The organism is Brevundimonas sp. EU05-FHT14B11, assembly GCF_058790835.1.
In genome coordinates, this window is the sequence record NZ_JBYTCY010000001.1 from 1,006,788 (window position 1) to 1,027,565 (window position 20,778).

The window sequence follows — 20,778 nt, forward strand, 5'->3', positions numbered from 1 at the left end:
GAAAACCGCGAGCGTTTGCGGAGCGGCGGGCCTATCTTTCCGGTCATGGAAAACGCGAGCGAGCTTGATCAGGAGGCCTGCTACCGCGCCGTGCTGACGCGCGACGCGCGGTTCGACGGGCGGTTCTTCGGCTGTGTGAAGACCACGGGCATCTACTGCCGCCCGGTCTGTCCGGCGCGGACCCCGAAACGCGAGAACATGATCTTCGTGGTCACGGCGGCCGCGGCCGAGGAGGCGGGTTTCCGCGCCTGCCTGCGCTGCCGGCCCGAGACGGCGCCGGACATGGGCGCCTGGCGCGGGACCTCCAATACGGTGAGTCGGGCGCTGGCCCTGATCGAGGCGGGCGCCCTGGACGAAGGCGACGTAGACGGACTGGCCGGCCGGCTGGGGGTCGGCGAGCGGCACCTGCGCCGCCTCTTCCGCCAGCATCTGGGCGCGGCGCCGGTCAGCGTGGCGCAGACCCGCCGGGTGCTGCTGGCCAAGGCGCTGATCCACCAGACGGACCTGTCGATGGCGCAGGTGGCGCTGGCCTCCGGCTTCGGCAGCGTGCGGCGCTTCAACGAGACCTTTCAGGCCCTGTATGAGCGGCCGCCCTCGGCGCTGCGGCGCCGCGGCGAGCGGGCGCACGAGGGCGGGGTGGTGCTGAGCCTGCCTTACCGCCCGCCCTATGACTGGGACGCGATGCTGGCGGCGCTGGCCGGGCGGGGCGACACGGTCGAGGGCCGCAGATGGTCGCGCGTCCTGACCCGTGAGATCGACGGCGCCGAGGGTTCGGTCTCGGTCGAGCCGGGCGCGGCGGGCCGGGTCTCGGTCTGTGTCGAGACGGCCGAGCTGAAGGCGATGCCGGGCGTGCTGGCGCGGGTGCGGCGGGTGTTCGACCTGTCGGCGGATCCGGACGCCATCGCCCGTGACCTGTCCGCTGACGCCCTGCTGCAGCCGCTGGTCGCGGCGCGGCCGGGGTTGCGGCTGCCCGGTCTGTGGATGGACGAGGGCGCCGATCCGCCGAATGACCGACTGGAAGACGAACGCCTGACCGCGCGCGCCGAACGCTGGCGACCGTGGCGGGCCTATGGAGCGCTGCACCTGGCGATGGCCGAGATCAGCGGCGCGGATGTGACGGAGAACGACGATGCGAAACGTGCAGCCTGAAACCCTGACGCTGGACCGGGTGGCGACGCCTGTCGGCGACGTCCTGCTGGTGACCGGGCCCGAGGGCGCGGTGCGGGCGTTGGACTTCGCCGGATACGAGGACCGGATGCACCGCCTGCTGGGACGGCACAGTCCCAACGCGGCCCTGGCCGAGGGGCGGGCGCCGGAGGGCGTGAGACGGGCGGTCGAGGCCTATTTCAGCGGGGACGTGCAGGCGCTGGACGCCCTGCCGGTGAAGACCGGCGGCACCGACTTCCAGAAGGCGGTCTGGGCGGCGTTGCGCTCCATCCCGGCGGGCGAAACGCGCAGCTACGGCCAGCTGGCGGCGGCGATCGGGTCTCCGAAGGCGGTGCGGGCGGCGGGGCTGGCCAACGGCCAGAATCCGATCGCCGTGATCGTGCCGTGCCACCGGGTGATCGGCGCGAACGGGACCCTGACCGGCTATGCGGGCGGGCTTGAGCGCAAGCGCTGGCTGCTGGCCCATGAGGGCGTCAGGACCGCTTGACGAGACCCTGAGTCTGCGTGTCACTGCGCGCGGGCTGTTTGGGGTTTTTAAGATGAAGACGGAACTTTGTTTGGGTCTGGCCATGATGGCCGGGCTGGGATTTGCGTCGGCCGCGGTCGCGCAGGACGATGACTGGGAATTCCAGGAAGATCCGGCGCGGCAACTCTCGATCGCGGCGGCGCGGTATGACGCGGGCCAGATGATCGTGGTGCAGTGCCGGCAAGGCGGCTTGACCGTGGTTCTGGCAGGCATGCCGGTGACGCCTGGGCCGATTCAGGTGCAGGCCACGCGCGCCGACGGTCGCGCCGTCTCGCAGGCCTGGCTGCCGGCCGGCGCGCCCGGCGCTTACCGGTCCGCGTCGTCGGGAGCCACCGTGCGATTCATGCGGGGCGGCGGGCTGTACGCCCTTCGCACGGAATCGCCAGCATTCCGCGCGTCGTTCGACCTGCCGACGCAGTCCGCCAACCTTGATCGCGTGCTCACGGCCTGTGGATGGGCGACCGAGGACGATCGCGATCTGCTCCCGGAGGCGACCCAGGTCAGCATGGTCGATCCGGACGATACGCCCGCCCGTCCGCGTGCGCGATCCGCTCGAGGCGCGCCCCGGGCGCCGACCCCCCGCCCGGAGGCTCCCGCGGGTCCCCCGCAGCTGCCGCCCGCCGAGTACGGCGTCAGCTGTATCGTCCGCGATCTGCACCTGCGGGACTGCCGGGCCGTACATCCTGCCAGCGCCCGGGAGCGCATTGTCCGGGACGGGATCCGGTATCTCGAGGGTAAGGAAGTCTATGCCGTCAACGGATCGACCGCCGCCGACAGCGAGGGCAAGGTCATGAACGTGATCGGCGGGCGGATCACGATCATCGACTACATCACCACCGCTCACTGAGGAGCCCCTTCGGGCTTGCAATCCCCGGCCATCGGCCTAGATTGTCCCCGCTTATGCTGAAAGTGAGCATAAGTCGGCGGCGGGCCGATGAGCCGGGCCGCCGTTCTTAGGAACTCTGATTTGCTCATTTGGAGCAAAAGGGTGGATGGGATGGCGGACGGCATGTTCGGGCTGTCGAAGGACCTGGAGCGGGAGACCGCGCCGGTGTGGGCCAAGATCAAGGATCATGTGACGCCGCTGGAATGGCCGGCGCAGGCGGCGCTGATCCACGAGATCAACCAGCTGAAGCGCGAGCGCGACGCGGTGATCCTGGCACACAACTACATGACGCCCGAGATCTTCCACGGCGTCGGCGACTATGTCGGCGACAGCCTGGGGCTGGCCAAGGAGGCCGCCCGGTCGAAGGCGAAGGTGATCGTCCAGGCGGGCGTGCACTTCATGGCCGAGACCTCGAAGATCCTCAGCCCGGAAAAGACGGTGCTCATCCCCGACCTGCGCGCGGGCTGCAGCCTGGCCGCCTCGATCACGGGCGCGGACGTGCGCCTGATCAAGCAGCGTTACCCCGGCCTGCCGGTGGTCACCTATGTGAACACGACCGCGGACGTGAAGGCCGAGACCGATATCTGCTGCACCAGCGCCAACGCCGTGCAGGTGGTGGAGTGGGCGGCGAAGGAATGGGGCGTCGACCGCGTCATCCTGATCCCCGACGAATACCTGGCGCGCAACGTGGCGGCCCAGACCACGGTGGGGATCATCGCCTGGAAGGGCCGCTGCGAGGTGCATGAGCGCTTCACCGCCCAGGATATCTCCGACATGCGGGCCGCCTATCCGGGCGCCGAGATCCTGGCGCACCCGGAATGCCCGGAGGACGTTCTGGCCGCGTCGGACTTCGCCGGATCGACCGCGGCGATGGTCGACTATGTCGAGGCGCGCCGTCCGAAACAGGTGGTGCTGATCACCGAATGCAGCATGGCGTCGAACGTCGCGGGCGACGTGCCGGGCGTGCAATTCATCGGTCCGTGCAATCTGTGCCCGCACATGAAGCGGATTACGCTGGAAAACACTCGCGACTGCCTGTTGAACATGCAGTTCGAGGTGATGGTGCCGGAAGAGATGATCGAGCGGGCGCGGCTGGCCGTGCAGCGTATGGTCGATCTGCCGCCGCCCGCCATCCCGGCGCGCTATGACCTGATCAAGGCGCGGCATCATGTGGCAGTGGAGTTGATCTGACGTGGTTCGAGTTTGGCGCATGCCGTTTGGCTATCTCATCCTGATCTGGCGCGATCGGAACCGCTGGATCGCCTTCAAGCCGGTCAGCGATCTGCGCCGCGTCTATGAAATCCTGGCGCGCCGCGGCGTGCCCAAGAACCTGTCGCGCGCCGCACTGGCGAAGGCCAATCCCGCCGAGGCGCGCGCCTACAACCTGGACTGAGATCCATGCACTATGTTCCGCCCGTCCGCGTCGTCGCCGGCGTCGACCGGAAGACCCTGCGGCTTCTCGCCGTACTGGCCTTGTGGCTGAGGGCGGAAAAGGCCACGTCGCAGGGATGAGCGACATCGACACCCCCCGCCGTCCCGGTCCCTGGGACCCCCGCCCCGAAGACGGCCGGGCGCCCGTCACTCCGACCGTCGATCCCGCGCGCGGGGCCGAGGCGCCGCTGGACAAGGGCCAGCATCCGGTCTGGGCCTTGATCTCGACCCTGCTGCTGGGCGGGCTGATCTACTACTGGTCCGGGAGTGTTGTGATCGTGGCGGCCGTGCTGTTCGGCCTGCTGGTCCACGAGTATGGGCATGTGCTGGCGATGAACCGTCTCGGCATGGGGCCCGCGCGCATCTACATCGTGCCCTTCCTCGGCGGGCTGGCCAAGGGTCAGCGGCTGCCGGTCAGCGAATGGCACGGGGTGCTGGTGTCGCTGGCGGGACCGGCGTTCGGCCTGCTGGCGGCCATCCCCTTCTATGGCCTGTATCTGTGGAGCGGGCAGGTGGTCTGGCTGCAGGGGGTGTTCGCCATCGCCTTCATCAACCTGATCAATCTGGCCCCCGCGCCGCCGCTGGATGGTTCCAAGGCGCTGGGTCCGGTGCTGGCCCGCATCCACCCCATGCTGGAGAAGGTCGCCCTGCTGGCCGTCGGCGCGCTGGCCGTCCTGTGGGGCGTGTCGAACGGCAGCTGGCTGTTTGCGGGCTTCCTGGCGCTGGCGCTGTTCAGCCACCTGCGCCGAGGCGCCTGGAGGCCTGAAGGGCGTCGCCTGAGCTGGGGCGAGGCCGCCAAGTCCACCGGCCTGTTCGTGCTGACCACCGTCGCCTGCGTCGGCGTGGGCGTGGCCGCCCTGGCGCCCGGGGTGGAGACGCTGACCGAAAGCCTGACCCACGGCGCGCGCGTATTCGAGTTCGGCCGTTGAACCGCATCCGTCATGACGGGCCGCTGATCATCGGCGGCGGGCTGGCGGGCCTGTCTGCCGCGCTGGAGGCCGGGCCGCGCCCGACGCTGGTGGTGACGCCGGCGCCTCTGCTGCAGGCCTGTTCCTCGGCCTGGGCCCAGGGCGGGGTCGCGGCGGCCCTGTCGGCGGAAGACCAGCCCGCGCTGCACGCCGCCGACACCGCCTCGGCGGGGGCGGGGCTGGTCGATCCGGAGGCGGTTCGCGCCCTGACGGATGATGGACGACAGACGGTCGAATGGCTGGCCGCGCTGGGCGCGCCTTTCGACCGAGACGCCGACGGCGGTTTCGCGGTCAGCCTGGAGGCCGCGCACTCGAAGGCTCGAGTGGCCCGGGTCGGCGGCGACGGCGCGGGACGGGCCATCCTGTCGGCGCTGGTCGCCTCTGTGCGCGCCGCGCCGCATATCGAGGTGTGGGAGAACGGACGGCTGCGCGCCCTGGTGCAGGACGCCACGGGCGGCGTGCGCGGGGCCTTGATCGAGCGCGACGGGCGCCTCGTCGAGGTGCTGGCCCCGGCGGTGGTGCTGGCGACCGGCGGGGCCGGCGGCCTCTACGCCCGCACCACCACCCCGGCGGCCCTGCTCGGCGAAGGCATGGCGCTGGCCTGGCTGGCGGGCGCCGAGATCCTCGATCCCGAGTTCGTGCAGTTCCACCCGACCGCGATCGACGTGGGCGTGGATCCCATGCCCCTGGCCACCGAGGCCCTGCGCGGCGAGGGCGCCCGGCTGATCGACGCCCACGGCGACTTCCTGCTGGGCGATGCGCCCGACGCCGACCTGAAGGCCCGCGATATCGTCGCCCGCGCCGTGCATCAGGCTCGGGCCGAGGGGCGCGGCGCCTATCTGGACGCCCGCGCGGCGGTGGGGGCGCATTTCCCCAACGAGTTTCCGGCCGTCTTCGCCGCCTGCATGCATGCGGGGCTGGACCCGCGTGAGACGCCGATCCCGGTCGCGCCGGGCGCCCACTACCACATGGGCGGGATCGCCGCCGGACTGGACGGGCGCACCAGCCTGCCGGGCCTGTTCGCCGTGGGCGAGTGCGCGGCGACGGGCGTGCACGGGGCCAACCGGCTGGCCTCCAACTCCCTGCTTGAGGCCGCCGCCTTCGGACGGCGCACGGGTCGGGCCGCCGGCGCGGAAGCGGGCGGGGAGGGAAGGGTCGTGAAAGCCGTCGTCGCGCCCGACCTGGCGCCTGAAGCCCTGACGGCCCTGCGTGTGGCCATGAGCGACAATGTCGGCGTGGTGCGCGACGCCGCCGGGCTGACGCGGGCCCTGGCCCTGATGGAGCGACTGGAGCAGGAGGCGCGGGGCGCCCTGCCGGTCATCGCCGCCCGCCTGATCGCCGGGGCCGCGCTGGAGCGGCGCGAGAGCCGCGGCGGCCACTACCGGTCCGACTATCCCGACACGGACGCCGATGCGCGCCATACCCGCCTGAGCCGCGCGCCTGTCGTGGCCCCCGCCGCCGTTCTGGCCGCCGAGTGAATCCCATGATCCCGACCCTGCCTGACCTGCTGATCGAGCCCGTGGTGCGACTGGCCCTGGCTGAGGATCTGGGCCGGGCGGGCGATGTGACGGCGAAGGCCTGCATTCCCGAAGACGCGCGGATGCGGGCGGTCTTCGCGGCGCGCAAGCCCGGGGTGCTGGCCGGAATCGACTGCGTGCGGCTGGCCGTGCTGGCCATGGACCCCAAGGCGTCGGTCGAGCTGAAACTACGCGACGGCGAGGCCTTCGAGGCCGGCGCGGTGCTGGCCGAGGTCGAGGCCGACGCCCGCGCCTTCCTGTCGGCCGAGCGGACGGCGCTGAATCTGCTGGGGCGGCTGTGCGGCATCGCCACCCTGACGCACGCCTATGTCGATGCCGTTTCCGGGACAAAGGCGCGCATCGCCGACACCCGCAAGACGACGCCGGGCCTGCGCGCGCTGGAGAAGCACGCCGTGCTGTGCGGCGGCGGGCTGAATCATCGCTTCGGACTGGATGACGCGATCCTGATCAAGGACAACCACGTGGCCGTCTGCGGCGGGGTCGGCGAGGCCGTGCGGCGGGCCAAGGCGGCGGCGGGCCATCTGATGAAGGTGGAGGTCGAGGTCGACGGGCTGGACCAGCTGGACGAAGCCTTGGCTGAACGCCCTGACGTGATCATGCTGGACAACTTCACACTGCCGATGCTGCGCGAGGCCGTGACGCGGACGGCCGGGCGGGTGACGCTGGAGGCCTCGGGCGGGGTCAATCTGGAGACCGTGCGCGCCATCGCCGAGACCGGCGTGGACGTGATTTCGGTCGGCGCCCTGACCCACTCCGCGCCGTCGCTGGATATTGGTCTGGACGCGGTTTGAGGCCATCCGGCGAACCTCGCTACGGAACGACCCGGGCGCAGGACGGTTTTCTTCCCGATACGGAAGGAGACTTCAGATGACCCACGCCCCCAGGATTCCCAAGGAACAGCGGAGTTTCGCTGACCGGGGCGGAAAGCCGCTGGACGACGCCAAACAGGCCGACCGTCGCGACCTCGAGACCGGCGCCCAGTCGGGCCAGCCGGGCGATGCGGATGTGAATCTCGATGAGCAGGGCCGGTTCGGCAACCTGCGTCAGAACCTGACCACCCACTGGAAGGTGCAGGAGCGCTGAGGATCAGGCGGCGGGCGTGGCCGGGGCTTCAGGCGCCGGGGCGGCGGTGACCGCCGGAGCGGCCGGCGCAGGCGTTTCGGCCTGCGGCGCGGCGCGGCCTTCCTGGGCGATCAGCAGGTTGTAGGCGACGGCGCCCACGTCACGCGCCGGGCCGGTCGGATCAAGGCTGGCCTGGATCAGCTGCGGCGCGGCGTCGGCGGCGGTCGAGCGGCGTGCGGCGTAGGAGAAGGCCCCGCTGGCGCCCGAACGGCCGCCGAAGCGGTAGAACAGGTGGTCGCCGACCTGGGTCACGCGGATCAGGGAATTGCGCCACTGCGGCGCGACGCCGGTGGTGTGGAAATGGGTGGCGTTGCCGACGCTGCCGAACACCGAGCCGGACAGGGCGGCGGAGGCGATGGCGCGGGCCTGGTCCCAGGCGCCCCGGTTGACGCGGCCGCGCATCGAGCCGTCGCAGGTGAAGCTGAACTGGCAGCCGGTCTGACGGCCCGCGCCCTGGAAGACGACGCCGCAAACGGTCTTGGGGAAGGCGGGGTGGCGAACGCGGTTCAGAACCACCTGAGCCACGGCGCGCATGCCGTCGCGGCCTTCGCCGCGGGCTTCGTAATAGGCGGCCTGGGTCAGGCAATCGAGATCGCGCGAGGCTTCAAGGGCCCCGCCGAGGCGGAAGGGCTGGGCCGCGATGGGGGCCGAGAGATTGACCTGACGCAGGCCGTCGGCGCGCAGCGGGGCGTTCCCGCGCAGCTGTTCCAGACGGGCGGTCAGCAGTTCGGCCTGGCGGTCGCGCTGGGTCGGGCCGGCGACGGTATAGGGGTCGTGACGGCGCGCGATGGTCAGCGCGCTTTCGTCCAGGCCGCCGGCCGCTGCGGCGAGGGCTTCCTCGGTGAAGCCGGCGGAGGTCGCGCCGTCGATACGTTCAGCCTGGGCCTGCACAGTCGAAGCCTTGGCCGCCGCGCCGCCAAGATAGGCGCCGCCCACAGCCAATCCCACCAGAGCGCCGAACATCGCCGCCGCCGTACCGGGCCGGATGCGGGCCACGTGTTCAGCAGTCGGGTTCGCGCGCGTCTGAGACGGTTTCGACAAAGGCTCGGTCCTGTTCGGCAGGGCGCAGTGCCGCCCCCGGGTAGTCTCGCCGCCGGGCGATGCGAGGATCGCGGACCGGCTGCAGCAGTTTCGATGTTCGGCGAATGAGCGGAAATCGAAGGACGCGCCTTAAGCCAGCCGTTTGTGGCGCCAATGTGGTTGATTCGCAAGAATTGGGTGCGGCGCAACATCGCGCGATGTCCGCAGTGAAGTCTGTCGGTTAAAGGGGGTTAACTCAGACTACATGGGGCCAGTTAATGTGGCTTCTACTGTATTTGTCTTCGCTATCTCAACCTTTTGGCCCGGGCGCGTTGTCAGTCTTAGTCTTTCCTATGGGGTTGGTCTGTTATCGCGCGGTGGGTCGGGATGGCGTGCGACTTCCGGTTACAGCGTGGAACCCTCACGGCGACGCTGACGTTTGATGAACCGAACAGGAGAACCATCATGCGCCGTATCGCCACCGTATTTGCCGTCGCCGCCCTCGCCGCGGGAGCCGCCGCCTGTGGGCACACCATTGAACAGAAGGCCGCCACGGGCGCGGTCGCCGGCGCCGTCGTGGCCGGTCCGGTCGGCGCCGCGGTCGGCGGCGCGGCGGGCGCTGCCGTGGGTCACGCAGAGCGCCCCAAGTGACACACTGAGCGGGGCGGATGTGTTCATCCGCCCTCGCAACCTTGCTTTTCGCGCCCATATGGGGTTAGCGGACCCGCCCGGGGCTGAGCCACGCTCGCTCCGGCGTACGCGCATCTGACAATCGATCAAGGATACGACGACTCCACGCATGAGAGATCTGAAACAAACCGGCTTCACCGATCGCCTGACCGCCCAGCAAGAGGCCAAGAAGGCCCTGCTCGCCAAGTTCAAGCCGAAGGCCGCCGCCCCCGACCCTGAATTCGAGAAGCTCGCCGCCAAGCGCGCCGCCGAAAAGGAAGCCCTGCGTCAGCAGCACGAGCTGGCCAAGGCCGAGCAACGCCGCGAGAAGGCCGAGAAGGACGCCGCGCGTCTGGCCGCGCAGATGGCGGCCCAGGAAGCTGTCGACGCCGAGAAGCGCGCCGCCCGCAAGGAGCGCAAGCAGCTCACCAAGGAAGAGCAGAAAGCCGCGCGCGACGCCCGCTACGCCGCCCGCAAGGCGCGCTCGCGCTGATCTGTTGACGAACACCCGCGGTCGCCCGTCAGGCGGTCGCGGGCGTCACTCCGCTCGGGCGGGAACCTGCCCCAGAATGTCGGCCAGTTGCGCGCCTGAATAGGGCTTGCGCAGGAACGGCCACGGCGCGTCCGATAGGGCCTCGTCCACATCCTCGCCGGCATAGCCCGAGGTCAGGACGATCCGCATGTCCGGCCACTTCTTCGCACACTCGCGCGCCAGCTCGATCCCCGTCATGCCGCCGGGCATGGCGATGTCGCTGAGCATCAGGTCGAAGCCTTCGACCTGCAGCATCTCCAGCGCGCGCGGGCCGGTGTCGGCGGTCGCCACGTCCATGCCCATGGCTGTCAGCAGATCCAGCGCGATGGCGGCCACGCCCGGATCGTCCTCGACCAGCAGGATGCGGCGGGTCGCGACCTGCGGATAGGGCGATATCCCGCGTTCGACGGTCTCCAGCTCGCTCAGCCGGTCCAGCGGCGGCAGGTAGAGACGGATTTCGGAGCCCCGGCCCGGCGTGGAGGCGATGCGCACGCCGCCGCCCGACTGCCGCGCGAAGCCGTAGACCTGGCTCAGGCCCAGGCCGGTGCCCTTGCCGATGGCCTTGGTGGTGAAGAAGGGCTCGAACACGCGGCTGATCACCTCCGGGTCGATGCCCGAGCCGTTGTCCGACACGGTCACGCAGACATAGTCGCCCGCCGGCAGCTCCGGCACCTCGCCCCCACGGACCTTGCAGCTCTGCGTCTGAACGGTGATGCGGCCGCCCTTGTCGCCCACGGCGTCGCGGGCGTTGACGACCAGATTGAGAAGGGCCGCCTCGAACTGGGACGGGTCGACGTTCACCCGCGCCCCGCCGCGACGGAGTTTCAGCTTGAACTCGACGGCCTCGCCCACGGCGCGGCGCAGCAGGGGCTCGCTCTCGCGGATCAGGCCGTTGAGGTCCAGAGATTCGGGCCGCAGGGCCTGACGGCGTGAGAAGGCCAGGAGTTGGTGGGTCAGGCCTTCGCCGCGGCGGGCGGCGGCCAGGGCGGCCTCGCCGAGCTTCTTCTGGCGGGCCAGGTCGGTGGGCGAGCGCAGCATCATGTCCAGCGCGCCGATGACCACGGTCAGCAGGTTGTTGAAGTCGTGCGCCACCCCGCCGGTCAGGCGGCCGACGGCCTCCATGCGCTGGGCGTGCATCAGGTCCGCCTCCGCCTTGGCCTTCTCGGCCATGGCTTCGCTGACGCGCTCCTCCAGCAGTTCGTTGATGCGCTTGAGGTCTTCCTCGGCCTGCCGAGCCTCGGTGATGTCGATGTTGGCGCCGACGTAGCCCTGGAAATGGCCGGCGCCGTCGAAGCGGGGGATGCCCTCGCAGCGCAGCCAGCGACGGCCCATCTGCGGGTGGACGATCTCCATGATCCCTTCATACCGGTCGCGCTGCGCCAGGGCGGTCAGGAAGCCGGAATGGAAGGCCTCCAGTCCGTTGGCCGACATCGTGGCGGCCCAGTTGGCCTGCAGGTCCTCGTCACGGCGGACGCCGAAGAAGGTGCGGTAGCGCCTGTTGGCGAACACGACGGCGCCGGTCTCGTCGGTCATCCACATCTGGGCCGGGGCGCTGTCGGCGACGGTGCGGAAGCGGGTCTCGGACTCCGTCAGTCGGGCCTGAGCCTCGCGGATGTCGGTGACGTCGAAGGCGACGCCCACGAAGCCGATGACCTCGCCGTCGGCGTCCAGCCGCGGGCGCGAGAAGGACTTCAGCCAGCGGTACTCGCCGTCATGGCGCAGGTAGCGGGCCTCCATCGAGAAGGGCTGGCCGGTGGCCTCGCCCGCTATGGAGTCCTGGATGATCCGTTCATGGTCGTCGACGTGGATCACGGCGCGCCAGTCGGCCAGCCGAGCCTCCTCGTAGGAGCCGCCGTTGTAGGCGACATAGGCCTGGTTCACGAACTCGCGCACCCGGTCGGCGCCCGTGACCCAGATCAGCACCGGGGCGGTGTCGGCGATGGCGCGGAAGCGTTCCTCGCTCTCGCGTACGGCGCCCTCGGCGCGGGCGCGTTCAATCTCCGTCCAGGTGCGGCGCCCGACCTCCTGCAGCAGGTTGGCCTCGGCGTCGGTCCATTCCCGGACCGTCGAGTTATGGACGTAGAGGAAGGCCCGCAGGCGCCCGCCGCGATGCAGAGGCGCGCGCATGAGGGCGCGGGTGCCCAGCCGCTCGAACGCCTGGAGCGCGCCGCGCGTCCGCTTGTCCTTGCGCACGTCGGCGATGCGGATCAGCCGACCCTCGGCCAGGTCGCTGATCAGGTCGGCGCCGAGTTCCCCGAGGCTGAATTGGCCCTGGGCGCTGACCGCCCCGGTGGTCCAGTCCCGGCTCATCGACACCAGACCCCGCTCCTGATCGACTTCGCCATAGCCGACGCGGTCGGCCCCGAGTTCGTCGCCCAGCGAGCGTTCGACTTCGGCCATGATGTCGTCGGGCGTGGTCAGGTCGCGCAGGCGGTCGGTCAGGGATAGCAGGAAGCTCTGGCGGCGTTCTTGGGCCTCAAGCGCCTGCATGGCGTTGCGGGTTTCGGTGATGTCGAACGACATGCCGACGTAGCCCAGGAAGGCGCCGGCGGCGTCGAAGCGTGGATTGACCGCGATCCGCATCCAGCGCCAGTCGTTGTCGAAGCGAAGGAAGCGCGCCTCGAAGCCGTAGGGATGATGGCCCGGCCGGGCGACCTCCATGACGGCGGTCATCTCGGCCACGTCGTCCGGATGGACGCTCTGGCGCCAGACCGAGCCCAGAATGTGCTCGGCGGGGCGGCCGTAGAACTCGACCAGCGCCTTGTTGACGAATTCGACTTCGGCGTGGGCGTTGGTCATCCACACCGGCGAGGGCGCGGTGTCCGCCATCAGGCGGAAGCGGCTCTCGCTTTCCCGCAGCGCGGCCTCGGCGGCCTTGGCGGCGGTGATGTCGACGACCACGGCGATGAAGCCCATCGGCTCGGCCGCGGGGGAGGTCAGGGCGCGCAGGCTGGTCAGGGCCCAGACAGTCGAGCCGTCCGGCCGTAGGTAGCGTTTCTCGATCGTGCCGTCGCCGCCCGCGCGGGCCGCGTCGAGCGCGCTCCTGGTCAGGGCGATGTCGTCGGGGTGGGTCACGTCGCCGGTGGTGATCCCGACGGCCTGGTCAGGCCTCAGGCCGAGAATCTCGGCGAAGCGGGCGTTGCTGCTGACAATCTCGCCGTTGAGTCCGACGCGGGCGATGCCGGCGGACGCCTGCTCGACCATGGCGCGCAGTTCGGACGTGGTTTCGTCGACCAGGCTGTCAGAGGCGCGCAGGCGGCTGACGGTGTCGTCCAGATCGCGCAGGGTGGAGCGCAGCGAGGCGCCCAGCACCGTGCCGAACAGACCCGCGAAGATGAAGCTGGCCACGCCGACCGCCAGACTGGTCGCATTGAACGCGATCAGGCCGCCGGCCAGCTGGGTCAGGGCGACCGCGCCGACGATGCTGACGATGATGGCGGCGTAGCCAGCGAACCGGCCGCCCCAGAGGGCGGCGATGAGGACGGCCGGCAGAAGCACGGTCAGGCCGCTGGCGCCGCCGAACAGGGGTTGCAGCATCGCGCGGACAGCCAGTCCCGCGGCGCCGCACAGCAGGCCGGTCAGGATCGCCTGACCGGGGCGCCCCGGCTGGGCCAGCGCGAGTTGTCTGAAGAACCTGTCCGCCCCCAAGCCGTTTCATCCCTGCGCGCTGTCGATCAGCGCGACAGACTGCAACGCTTTCTCGCCAAGGGCGTTCCCGAACGCCCTATATATCTCATTGTGTCATCAAGGACCCCTATGGTCGGACTTGGCCGCGGCCGTCCGGGCGCCTAATTGTATCGCCGACCTTACAGCCTTTCTGAGCAGGATCTCCCCATGACCGTGACCATCGACACCGGCCTGAGCAAAACCGAACGCAATGACGTCGCGACGGAACTGACCAAGGTTCTGGCCGACAGCTTCGCGGTTTATCTCAAGACGCACGGCTATCACTGGAATGTCCGCGGGCCGGAGTTTTTCGGCTATCACAATCTGCTGGAACAGCAGTACCGCGACATCTGGGCCGCGCTGGACGACATCGCCGAGCGCATCCGCGCCCTGGGCGTGCTGGCCCCGCAGAGCTTCTCCGGCTTCGGCAACCTGACCTCGATCAAGGACGGCGATCCCGAGAAGGAAGCCGGCCCGATGCTCAAGGAACTTCTGGGCGACCACGACACCCTGATCGCCACGACCCGCAAGGCGTTCGAGGTGGCCGACGCCGCGGGCGACGAGGCCTCGGCCGACCTGCTGACCCAGCGTCTGGCGGCGCATGAGAAGTTCGCCTGGATGCTGCGCTCGACCCTGGGCGGCCGGTAAGGCTGGTCGAACGGCGCTTTTCCGCCCGAAAAGCGCCGCCCTTCGTGGGCATGAACCTTGCTCCGGTCCCGTGATCGGACGCTTTGGAGACGGACGCTGAACAGGACGACCCTGACCTCGGCAGTGAAGGCGGCGCGACGGCTGGGGCCGGCCGTGCCCGTTGTGCTGGCCGTTTTCGGTGTGGCCATGGCGGCGTCCTCGACCCCCCGTCCCGAAATCGACCGGCGTGTCGAAGCGGTGCGCCAGCTGACCGGCGGCGATCTGTCCGACAAGGGGCTAAGCGCCATCGCCGGGCGAATGACGCCGTCGCAGCTGGCCCTGGCCGAGCGGTTCGATCCCTCGCTGCGCCGCGCGGCCCTCTACGGCCTGACCCCGGGGTGGGAGAGCCTGACGCTGGCGGGCAAGCCGACGCTGGACTTCGGCGAGACCGGCCTGGACGCCATGCGCCTCAACGCCGCCACGCCGACGACGTCGGGGCTGTTGCGCGCCGCCCAGCCCTTCATCTTCCGTCCCGCCACGGCTGAAGATCGCCGCCGCGCCCAACGCTGCCTGACGCAGGCGATCTATTACGAGGCGGCGCTGGAACCGACCGAGGGCCAGGAGGGCGTCGCCCAGGTAATCCTGAACCGCGTGCGCGACCCCAACTACGCCAACACCGTCTGCGGCGTCGTCTTCGAGGGCGCCGAGCGGACCACCGGCTGCCAGTTCAGCTTCACCTGCGACGGCGCTCTGGGGCAGGCCCCGGTGGCCTGGGCCTGGGAGCGGGCGCGCAAGGTCGCGGACCGGGCGCTGGCCGGCTACGTCTCGACCAGGGTCGGCACGGCGACCCACTATCACGCCGACTACGTCCACCCCTGGTGGGCCCCGACGCTGAACAAGCTGACCCAGATCGGGGCGCACATCTTCTATCGCTGGAAGGGCGTCTACGGCGAACCGGCGGCCTTCCGTCAGGCCTATGCCGGGCGTGAGCCGCTGATCGATGAGGCGCGCTTCTCGAAGCCCCGCATCCAGATTCCCGACGCGACCACCGTGGCCGAGGCGGACGCCGCCCTGACCCTGGCCGCCGCCAATGGTCAAAGCGCCATGCGCACGGTCGAGATCAACGGCCAGACCCGTGTGGTGGGCGTCACCTCGCTGGGCGGTCGTCGCCAGGCCACGGCGCAGGACATCGCCGTCATCAACCAGCGGCTGGCCGCGTTCGAGACCCCAGCTCCCGCCGCGGCTGCGCCCACACCCCCCGCGCCCGGCGTGACGCCCATGGATGTCGAGGAAGTCGGTCGTCCCTCGTCCTGATGATCTCGGTCGTCATTGCAACGCTGAGCCGCCAATCGCATTGATATGAGCCGTGCGCCGTGCGCGCGCCGTCAGAGGTTCGCTTGTCAGCTCCTTCCGATCCATCGCCCGTCTGGACCGAAGCCGACCGTCTGGCGGCGCTTCGCGCCTTCGATGTTCTCGATACCGAGCGTGAACCGGCATTCGACGGGATCGTGACCCTGATCGCCCGGGTCTTCGATGCGCCGATCGCGGTGGTCAATCTGATCGACGAGGAGCGGCAGTGGTTCAAGGCCGAGGTGGGGCTGGGCGTCCGGGAAACGCCGCTGGCCACCTCCTTCTGCGCCCACGCCCTTCTCGAGCAGGACCGGATGATCGTTCCGGACGCCACTGCCGACGAGCGGTTCGCCTGCAACCCGCTGGTGACGGGCGAAAGCGGCCTGCGGTTCTACGCGGGCCAATTGCTGAAATCCGCCGAAGGACTGCCGATCGGCACCCTGTGCGTTCTCGACACCCGGGTCCGGCACGAGGGGCCGACGGCCCTGCAGCTTGAGGCGCTGGAGGTGCTCGCCGCCCAGGTCATGGCCCAGCTGGAACTGCGCCGGGCGCTACGCCAGCGGCAGCAATCCGAATCCCAGTTCCAGGCGGTCGCGGATTCCATGCCGCAGATGGTCTGGTCGACCCTGCCGGACGGCTTCCACGACTATTACAACGCCCGTTGGTACGAGTTCACCGGTGTGCCGGAGGGCTCGACCGACGGCGAGGGGTGGAACGACATCTTCCACCCCGACGATCAGGAGCGGGCCTGGGCCCGTTGGCGCCAGTCGCTGACGACGGGCGAACCCTATGAGATCGAGTACCGGCTGAGGCATCGCTCGGGCGTCTATCGCTGGACCCTGGGCCGGGCCATGCCGATCCGCGACGAGAGCGGCGAGATAGTGCGCTGGTTCGGCACCTGCACGGACATCGACGACCTGAAGCGGATGGAGCAGTCCAAGGAGCTGCTCAGCCAGGAGCTGAGCCATCGCATCAAGAACATCTTCGCCGTCGTTTCGGCCCTGATCGCCCTGTCGGCGCGGCGGTTCCCCGAGGCCAAGGCCTTCGCCACGGCGCTGCGGACGCGGATCAACGCGCTGGCCCGCGCCCATGAGTTCGTGCGGCCCCATACCGAGACCTCCCGGCCCACCGTGGGAACGATGACCCTGCACGCCTTCCTCGCCGACCTGTTCAAGGCCTACGCCGGATCGGACGAAGCCGCGCGGGTCCTGCTGAGCGGCGACGACGCCACCTTCGACGACCAGGCCGCGACTTCCGTGGCTCTGCTTTTCCATGAGCTGGCGACAAACGCCGCCAAGTATGGCGCCCTGTCGGTCGAGGGCGGCCATGTCGAGCTTGAGACACGGAATGAGGGTGCGCGTTTCATCCTGACCTGGCGCGAGCACGGCGGGCCGCCGGTCGCGGGACCTCCAAAACATTCAGGCTTCGGCTCTTCGTTGGCCACCCTGTCCGTCGAGGGACAGCTGGGCGGGCGGCTGGACCGGGACTGGGCGGCGGACGGCCTGTGTGTGGTCGCGGATCTTCCCGCAACGGCCCTGTCTCGTCGAAGGGCGGCTCTGGATGTCCGGTAACGGACATTGGCCTGAAACCTGCTGACGACCTGTGCGTTCCCCCTTTGCGCGTACCAAAGATGTACGCGAACCTATTTGTGAAAGTCCGTGTTCGGCACTGCCTGATGACCGCCCGTATCCTTATCATTGAAGACGAAGCGCTCGTCGCCATGGAGCTCCGCTACGTGCTGGAGGACCTGGGCCATGAGGTGGTGGGCATGGCGTCGGACGCCCGGACCGCCCGCCACCTGGTGCGCGAGACCGAGGTCGATCTGGCGCTGGTGGACATCCATCTGTCGGACGGGCCGACGGGGGTCGAACTGGGCCGCGAGCTGGGTCAGGACCTGGGGGTCTCGGTCCTGTTCATGACGGCCAACCCGGGCATGGTGCGCAACGGCGTGGCGGGAACCATCGGCGTCCTGTCGAAGCCGACGGACGAGCGCGCGGTGCAGACGGCTGTCGATTACGCCCTGCGTCGCCGCACCGGCCAGCCGATCGAATACGCCCCTCCTGGGCTGCAGCTGTTCGGCTGATCCGAGCGGGGCCTACCAGACCCCGATCTTCTCCGCTTCCTTGTGCGTGATCGGGTGGTGGGCCTTGGCGTGGTCTTCCTCGGCGAGGAAACGCACGGCCTCCAGCGCGGCCATACAGCCCATGCCCGCCGCGGTGACCGCCTGGCGGTAGACGTCGTCGGTCACGTCGCCGGCGGCCCAGACGCCCTCGATGGCGGTGGCGGCGGTGCCCGGCTTCACGACCAGATAACCGCCCTGCTTGGTCTCAAGCTGGCCGGCGAACAGTTCCGACGACGGGGCGTGACCGATGGCGATGAAGACGCCGTCAGCCGTGATGTCGCGGGTCTCGCCCGTTTCGACGTTCTTGATCCGCGCGCCGGTGACGTTGACGCCGCCGAAGCTGTTGGTCTCGCCCAGAATCTCGTCGATGGCGTTATTCCAGACCACCTCGACCTTCGGGTGGGCGAACAGGCGGTCCTGCAGGATGCGCTCGGCGCGGAACTCGTCGCGGCGGTGCACGACGGTGACCTTGGATGCGAAATTGGTCAGGAACAGCGCCTCTTCCACGGCGGTGTTGCCGCCGCCGACCACGATGACCTCCTTGTTGCGGTAGAAGAAGCCGTCGCAGGTGGCGCAGGCGGAGACGCCGAAGCCCTGATATTTCTGCTCGCTCTCCAGACCCAGCCATTTGGCCTGGGCGCCGGTGGAGATGATGACCGTCTCGGCCAGCATCTCGGTTCCGGAATCCAGCGTCAGGCGGAACGGGCGCTGCGACAGGTCGGCCTTGACCACGATGTCGTGGATGACCTCGGTTCCGACGTGCTCGGCCTGCTTCTGCATCTGCTCCATCAGCCAAGGGCCTTGGATGACGTCGGCGAAGCCGGGATAGTTCTCCACGTCGGTGGTGATGGTCAGCTGGCCGCCGGGCTGCAGGCCCGCGATCACGACGGGCTGCAGCATGGCGCGCGCCGCATAGATGGCGGCGGTCCAGCCGGCGGGGCCGGAACCGATGATGGCGACGCGGACGGTACGGAGAGTGCTCATGGCGCCTATTTAAGAGCTGATTCCGGATTCCGCGATGGCTAGGGTGGGCTCGGATCAAGGGAGTCGGGGATGAAGAAGAACAACGGCGCGGCCTTCCTGCCGCTCGGGATCGCCATGGGCGTCAGCATGGGGACGGCGATCGGGGTGGCGACCGACAATCTCGCGCTGGGCCTCAGCCTCGGCGTCGCCATCGGCGCGGGCCTGGGCGTCGCCCTGATGGGCGCCGTGAACGCAGCGAAGGACAAGAACAAGAAGGACGGCTCGGACAGCAGCGGGACCGTCTATCCGGCCGACAGCCACCGTGACGGTCATGACAACAGTTCGGACGGCGGCTCCGACGGTGGCGGTTCCGATGGCGGCGGCGGTGGCGGCGGCGGGGACTAAAGCCCCAGCTTTTCCAGGATCATCCGCGCGGCCCGGTCGGTCTCGGCCAGCGGCTCATAGCTCCAGCCCGCCAGCGCGCCGTCGAACGGCCGCGCCGCGCCGCGCTCGCGCAGGTCGGCGTGCAGGCGGGCGAACTTGTCCGCCGGCTTGGTCGCCACCATCGGCAGGATGTGCACCGGTTTGCCGGTCGAGGCGGCCTCGGCGGCCATGTTGGCGCTGTCCTCGGTGACGAGGATGTGGTCGGCGGCCTGCAGGAAGGCGAAATAGGGATTGGCGCCGGTCCCGTCCCAGATCACACCCGGCAGGTGGGACAGGCGCGCCGTCATCGCCGCCTTCGCCGCATCGGGCGTACGGCGCGAGAAGGTCAGCATCAGCGACCCGCCCGCCGCCGTGATCGCCGCGGCGATGCGGTCGGCCAGGTCGGCGGCATGGGCTTCGGGCAGGTCGTGGGCGCGGGACTTGCCGCCGATCACCACCGCCACGCGCGGGCGGGTCAGGGGATCCAGTCGGTCGGCGAAGGCCGCCGCGCTCTCCGCCAGCCCTGCGGCGGAGATGCGGTGCGGCGAGCCGGTGATCGACAGCACGTTCGACCCCTCGATCCCGTCATGCCGGGGCGCGACCACCAGATCATAGTCGCCGGTGCGCCAGCGCGGGTCCTGGGTCTGGACGACGAAGGTCTTCCCGCCCGAGCGGCGCTTAGTGATCAGCGACAGGGGCAGGGTCGCCCGGCCGGTGGCGATCCACACGTCCGGCCAGGCCTCGCCGGTCGCCGGGAAGGGGTCGTCCAAGGCCGGGTCCAGCATCCACGGCGCCTTGAGGGCAGACGGCAGCTTGTCGAAGACCTTGCGCCACCGCACGCGTCGGACGGTGATTTCAGACGGCGAAAGGCGCTGGAGGGCTTCCGCCAACCCCAGCGCCTGATTTTCCATGCCGACCCGGCCGTCAGAGACGACCCGGATCGAAAGAGGCTTTTGCGAGCCTACTTCCACTCGACCTTGAGGATCTCATAGGCCTTCACGCCGCCGGGCGTGTTGACCTCGACCACGTCGCCGACCTCTTTCGAGATCATGGCGCGGGCGATCGGCGAGGCGATGGAGATCTTGCCCGCCTTCACGTCGGCTTCGTGTTCACCGACGATCTGATAGCGGCCCTCTTCCTCGGTGTCCTCGTCGACCACGGTGACCGTGGCGCCGAACTTCACCTGGCTGCCGGACAGCTTGGACACGTCGATCACCTGGGCGCGCGACAGTTTGTCCTCGATGTCGGCGATCGAGCCTTCAATCCAGCCCTGCCGTTCCTTGGCCGCGTGATACTCGGCGTTTTCGGACAGGTCACCGTGTTCGCGAGCCTCCGAAATGGCCGCGATGACGCTCGGCCTTTCGACCGACTTCAATTGCTTAAGCTGATCGTCGAGGACACGGTAGCCCTCGGCCGTCATCGGCACTTTTTCCATATGTCGTGAGTTTCTTGCTTCGCCCGACTGACAGACTACTCGGCACAGAGGTCGCTGGGCGCACGCGACCGGCCCAAGAGGGTAGGGCGCCAAGCCCAAAGGTTCAAGGGCGCGTCGCGCTCGCTGTTTTGCGGACCTGCCGGATCAGGCTCCAGGCCAGCCAGGCCACGGCCGCGAGGCCGACGACCATGAACAGGCCGGAGAGCAGAAGGACGCCCGCGGCGATGAAGGCCAGGACGAAGGCGAGGGCCGCGACGAGGGCGGCGATGATCTGGACGGTCTTCAGGCGCATGAATCGTTAACGCGGCCCGCGCCCCGGGGTTTCGCCCGCCG

Annotated in this window: 22 protein-coding genes; 16 read left to right on the top strand and 6 right to left on the bottom strand. The window is 69.5% G+C overall.

The annotated features are described in order from the left end of the window. The first annotated feature begins 45 nt into the window (after nucleotides 1–45). From AC3WRV_RS04965 to AC3WRV_RS05005, 9 genes are all read left to right on the top strand, one after another. A complete protein-coding gene (locus tag AC3WRV_RS04965; RefSeq protein WP_492312376.1) occupies nucleotides 46–1,149 on the top strand; it encodes a bifunctional transcriptional activator/DNA repair enzyme AdaA in 1,104 nt (367 codons plus the stop codon). Beyond that, the gene (locus tag AC3WRV_RS04970) at nucleotides 1,130–1,654 is read left to right on the top strand and encodes a methylated-DNA--[protein]-cysteine S-methyltransferase (protein WP_291832193.1); all 525 of its coding nucleotides are present in this window, start codon (nucleotides 1,130–1,132) and stop codon (nucleotides 1,652–1,654) included. Before AC3WRV_RS04965 ends, AC3WRV_RS04970 begins: the two co-directional genes overlap by 20 nt. A gap of 52 nt (nucleotides 1,655–1,706) precedes the next feature. Next, nucleotides 1,707–2,540: a hypothetical protein gene (locus tag AC3WRV_RS04975; RefSeq protein ID WP_492312377.1), complete on the top strand. Its 834-nt coding sequence runs from the start codon at nucleotides 1,707–1,709 to the stop codon at nucleotides 2,538–2,540. Nucleotides 2,541–2,690: 150 nt separating this feature from the next. Beyond that, nucleotides 2,691–3,770 carry a quinolinate synthase NadA gene (nadA, locus tag AC3WRV_RS04980; protein ID WP_492312378.1) on the top strand — a complete coding sequence of 360 codons (1,080 nt, stop codon included), beginning with the start codon at nucleotides 2,691–2,693 and terminating at the stop codon, nucleotides 3,768–3,770. A 19-nt stretch (nucleotides 3,771–3,789) separates the two neighbouring features. Continuing rightward, nucleotides 3,790–3,972 (top strand): hypothetical protein, encoded by a 183-nt coding sequence (locus tag AC3WRV_RS04985; protein ID WP_492312379.1) that lies wholly within the window; start codon nucleotides 3,790–3,792, stop codon nucleotides 3,970–3,972. 115 nt (nucleotides 3,973–4,087) lie between these two features. Continuing rightward, on the top strand, nucleotides 4,088–4,939 hold the full coding sequence (locus AC3WRV_RS04990) for a metalloprotease (RefSeq protein WP_492312380.1): 852 nt from the start codon (nucleotides 4,088–4,090) through the stop codon (nucleotides 4,937–4,939). After that, nucleotides 4,936–6,456 (top strand): L-aspartate oxidase, encoded by a 1,521-nt coding sequence (locus tag AC3WRV_RS04995; protein ID WP_492312381.1) that lies wholly within the window; start codon nucleotides 4,936–4,938, stop codon nucleotides 6,454–6,456. The genes AC3WRV_RS04990 and AC3WRV_RS04995 overlap by 4 nt, the downstream gene beginning before the upstream one ends. Nucleotides 6,457–6,461: 5 nt before the next feature. Beyond that, nucleotides 6,462–7,307 carry a carboxylating nicotinate-nucleotide diphosphorylase gene (gene nadC / locus AC3WRV_RS05000; RefSeq protein WP_291832198.1) on the top strand — a complete coding sequence of 282 codons (846 nt, stop codon included), beginning with the start codon at nucleotides 6,462–6,464 and terminating at the stop codon, nucleotides 7,305–7,307. A 76-nt stretch (nucleotides 7,308–7,383) separates the two neighbouring features. Further along, the gene (locus tag AC3WRV_RS05005; protein WP_291832199.1) at nucleotides 7,384–7,599 is read left to right on the top strand and encodes a hypothetical protein; all 216 of its coding nucleotides are present in this window, start codon (nucleotides 7,384–7,386) and stop codon (nucleotides 7,597–7,599) included. A 3-nt stretch (nucleotides 7,600–7,602) separates the two neighbouring features. Here AC3WRV_RS05005 and AC3WRV_RS05010 read toward each other — a convergent pair whose 3' ends face one another. Further along, complete coding sequence (locus AC3WRV_RS05010; protein ID WP_291832200.1) at nucleotides 7,603–8,634, bottom strand: cell wall hydrolase; 1,032 nt, start codon at nucleotides 8,632–8,634, stop codon at nucleotides 7,603–7,605. A 489-nt stretch (nucleotides 8,635–9,123) separates the two neighbouring features. On the opposite strand from AC3WRV_RS05010, the gene AC3WRV_RS05015 reads away from it, so the two are divergent. Both AC3WRV_RS05015 and AC3WRV_RS05020 read left to right on the top strand, forming a co-directional pair. Continuing rightward, nucleotides 9,124–9,309: a hypothetical protein gene (locus AC3WRV_RS05015; RefSeq protein ID WP_291832201.1), complete on the top strand. Its 186-nt coding sequence runs from the start codon at nucleotides 9,124–9,126 to the stop codon at nucleotides 9,307–9,309. A gap of 148 nt (nucleotides 9,310–9,457) precedes the next feature. After that, nucleotides 9,458–9,820, top strand: a complete 363-nt coding sequence (locus AC3WRV_RS05020; RefSeq protein ID WP_291832202.1) for a DUF6481 family protein — start codon at nucleotides 9,458–9,460, stop codon at nucleotides 9,818–9,820. Between the two features lie 45 nt (nucleotides 9,821–9,865). Here the strand turns inward: AC3WRV_RS05020 and AC3WRV_RS05025 are convergent, their stop codons facing one another. Continuing rightward, nucleotides 9,866–13,507, bottom strand: a complete 3,642-nt coding sequence (locus AC3WRV_RS05025; protein WP_492312382.1) for a PAS domain S-box protein — start codon at nucleotides 13,505–13,507, stop codon at nucleotides 9,866–9,868. 186 nt (nucleotides 13,508–13,693) lie between these two features. Between AC3WRV_RS05025 and AC3WRV_RS05030 the strand changes: the two genes are divergently transcribed. The 4 genes from AC3WRV_RS05030 to AC3WRV_RS05045 all read left to right on the top strand — a co-directional run bounded on the left by AC3WRV_RS05030 (nucleotide 13,694) and on the right by AC3WRV_RS05045 (nucleotide 17,585). Beyond that, a complete protein-coding gene (locus tag AC3WRV_RS05030) occupies nucleotides 13,694–14,173 on the top strand; it encodes a Dps family protein (protein WP_291832204.1) in 480 nt (159 codons plus the stop codon). Nucleotides 14,174–14,326: 153 nt separating this feature from the next. Further along, nucleotides 14,327–15,466, top strand: a complete 1,140-nt coding sequence (locus AC3WRV_RS05035; protein WP_492312383.1) for a cell wall hydrolase — start codon at nucleotides 14,327–14,329, stop codon at nucleotides 15,464–15,466. Between the two features lie 83 nt (nucleotides 15,467–15,549). Continuing rightward, nucleotides 15,550–17,073, top strand: coding sequence for a sensor histidine kinase (locus AC3WRV_RS05040; RefSeq protein WP_492312384.1), 1,524 nt, complete (start codon nucleotides 15,550–15,552; stop codon nucleotides 17,071–17,073). A gap of 59 nt (nucleotides 17,074–17,132) precedes the next feature. Next, nucleotides 17,133–17,585 carry a response regulator gene (locus AC3WRV_RS05045; RefSeq protein ID WP_492312385.1) on the top strand — a complete coding sequence of 151 codons (453 nt, stop codon included), beginning with the start codon at nucleotides 17,133–17,135 and terminating at the stop codon, nucleotides 17,583–17,585. Nucleotides 17,586–17,597: 12 nt separating this feature from the next. On the opposite strand, the gene trxB is transcribed toward AC3WRV_RS05045, so the two are convergent. Continuing rightward, a complete protein-coding gene (gene trxB / locus AC3WRV_RS05050) occupies nucleotides 17,598–18,608 on the bottom strand; it encodes a thioredoxin-disulfide reductase (protein ID WP_291832208.1) in 1,011 nt (336 codons plus the stop codon). A 69-nt stretch (nucleotides 18,609–18,677) separates the two neighbouring features. On the opposite strand from trxB, the gene AC3WRV_RS05055 reads away from it, so the two are divergent. Then, nucleotides 18,678–18,992: a glycine zipper domain-containing protein gene (locus tag AC3WRV_RS05055; protein WP_291832209.1), complete on the top strand. Its 315-nt coding sequence runs from the start codon at nucleotides 18,678–18,680 to the stop codon at nucleotides 18,990–18,992. Here AC3WRV_RS05055 and AC3WRV_RS05060 read toward each other — a convergent pair. From AC3WRV_RS05060 to AC3WRV_RS05070, 3 genes are all read right to left on the bottom strand, one after another. Continuing rightward, nucleotides 18,989–19,921 carry a mitochondrial fission ELM1 family protein gene (locus tag AC3WRV_RS05060; RefSeq protein ID WP_492312386.1) on the bottom strand — a complete coding sequence of 311 codons (933 nt, stop codon included), beginning with the start codon at nucleotides 19,919–19,921 and terminating at the stop codon, nucleotides 18,989–18,991. The two genes, AC3WRV_RS05055 and AC3WRV_RS05060, sit on opposite strands and share 4 nt — an antisense overlap. Nucleotides 19,922–19,971: 50 nt before the next feature. Further along, the gene (gene greA, locus AC3WRV_RS05065) at nucleotides 19,972–20,445 is read right to left on the bottom strand and encodes a transcription elongation factor GreA (RefSeq protein ID WP_291832211.1); all 474 of its coding nucleotides are present in this window, start codon (nucleotides 20,443–20,445) and stop codon (nucleotides 19,972–19,974) included. Nucleotides 20,446–20,548: 103 nt separating this feature from the next. Further along, a complete protein-coding gene (locus tag AC3WRV_RS05070) occupies nucleotides 20,549–20,737 on the bottom strand; it encodes a hypothetical protein (RefSeq protein WP_291832212.1) in 189 nt (62 codons plus the stop codon). Between the last annotated feature and the right edge of the window lie 41 nt (nucleotides 20,738–20,778).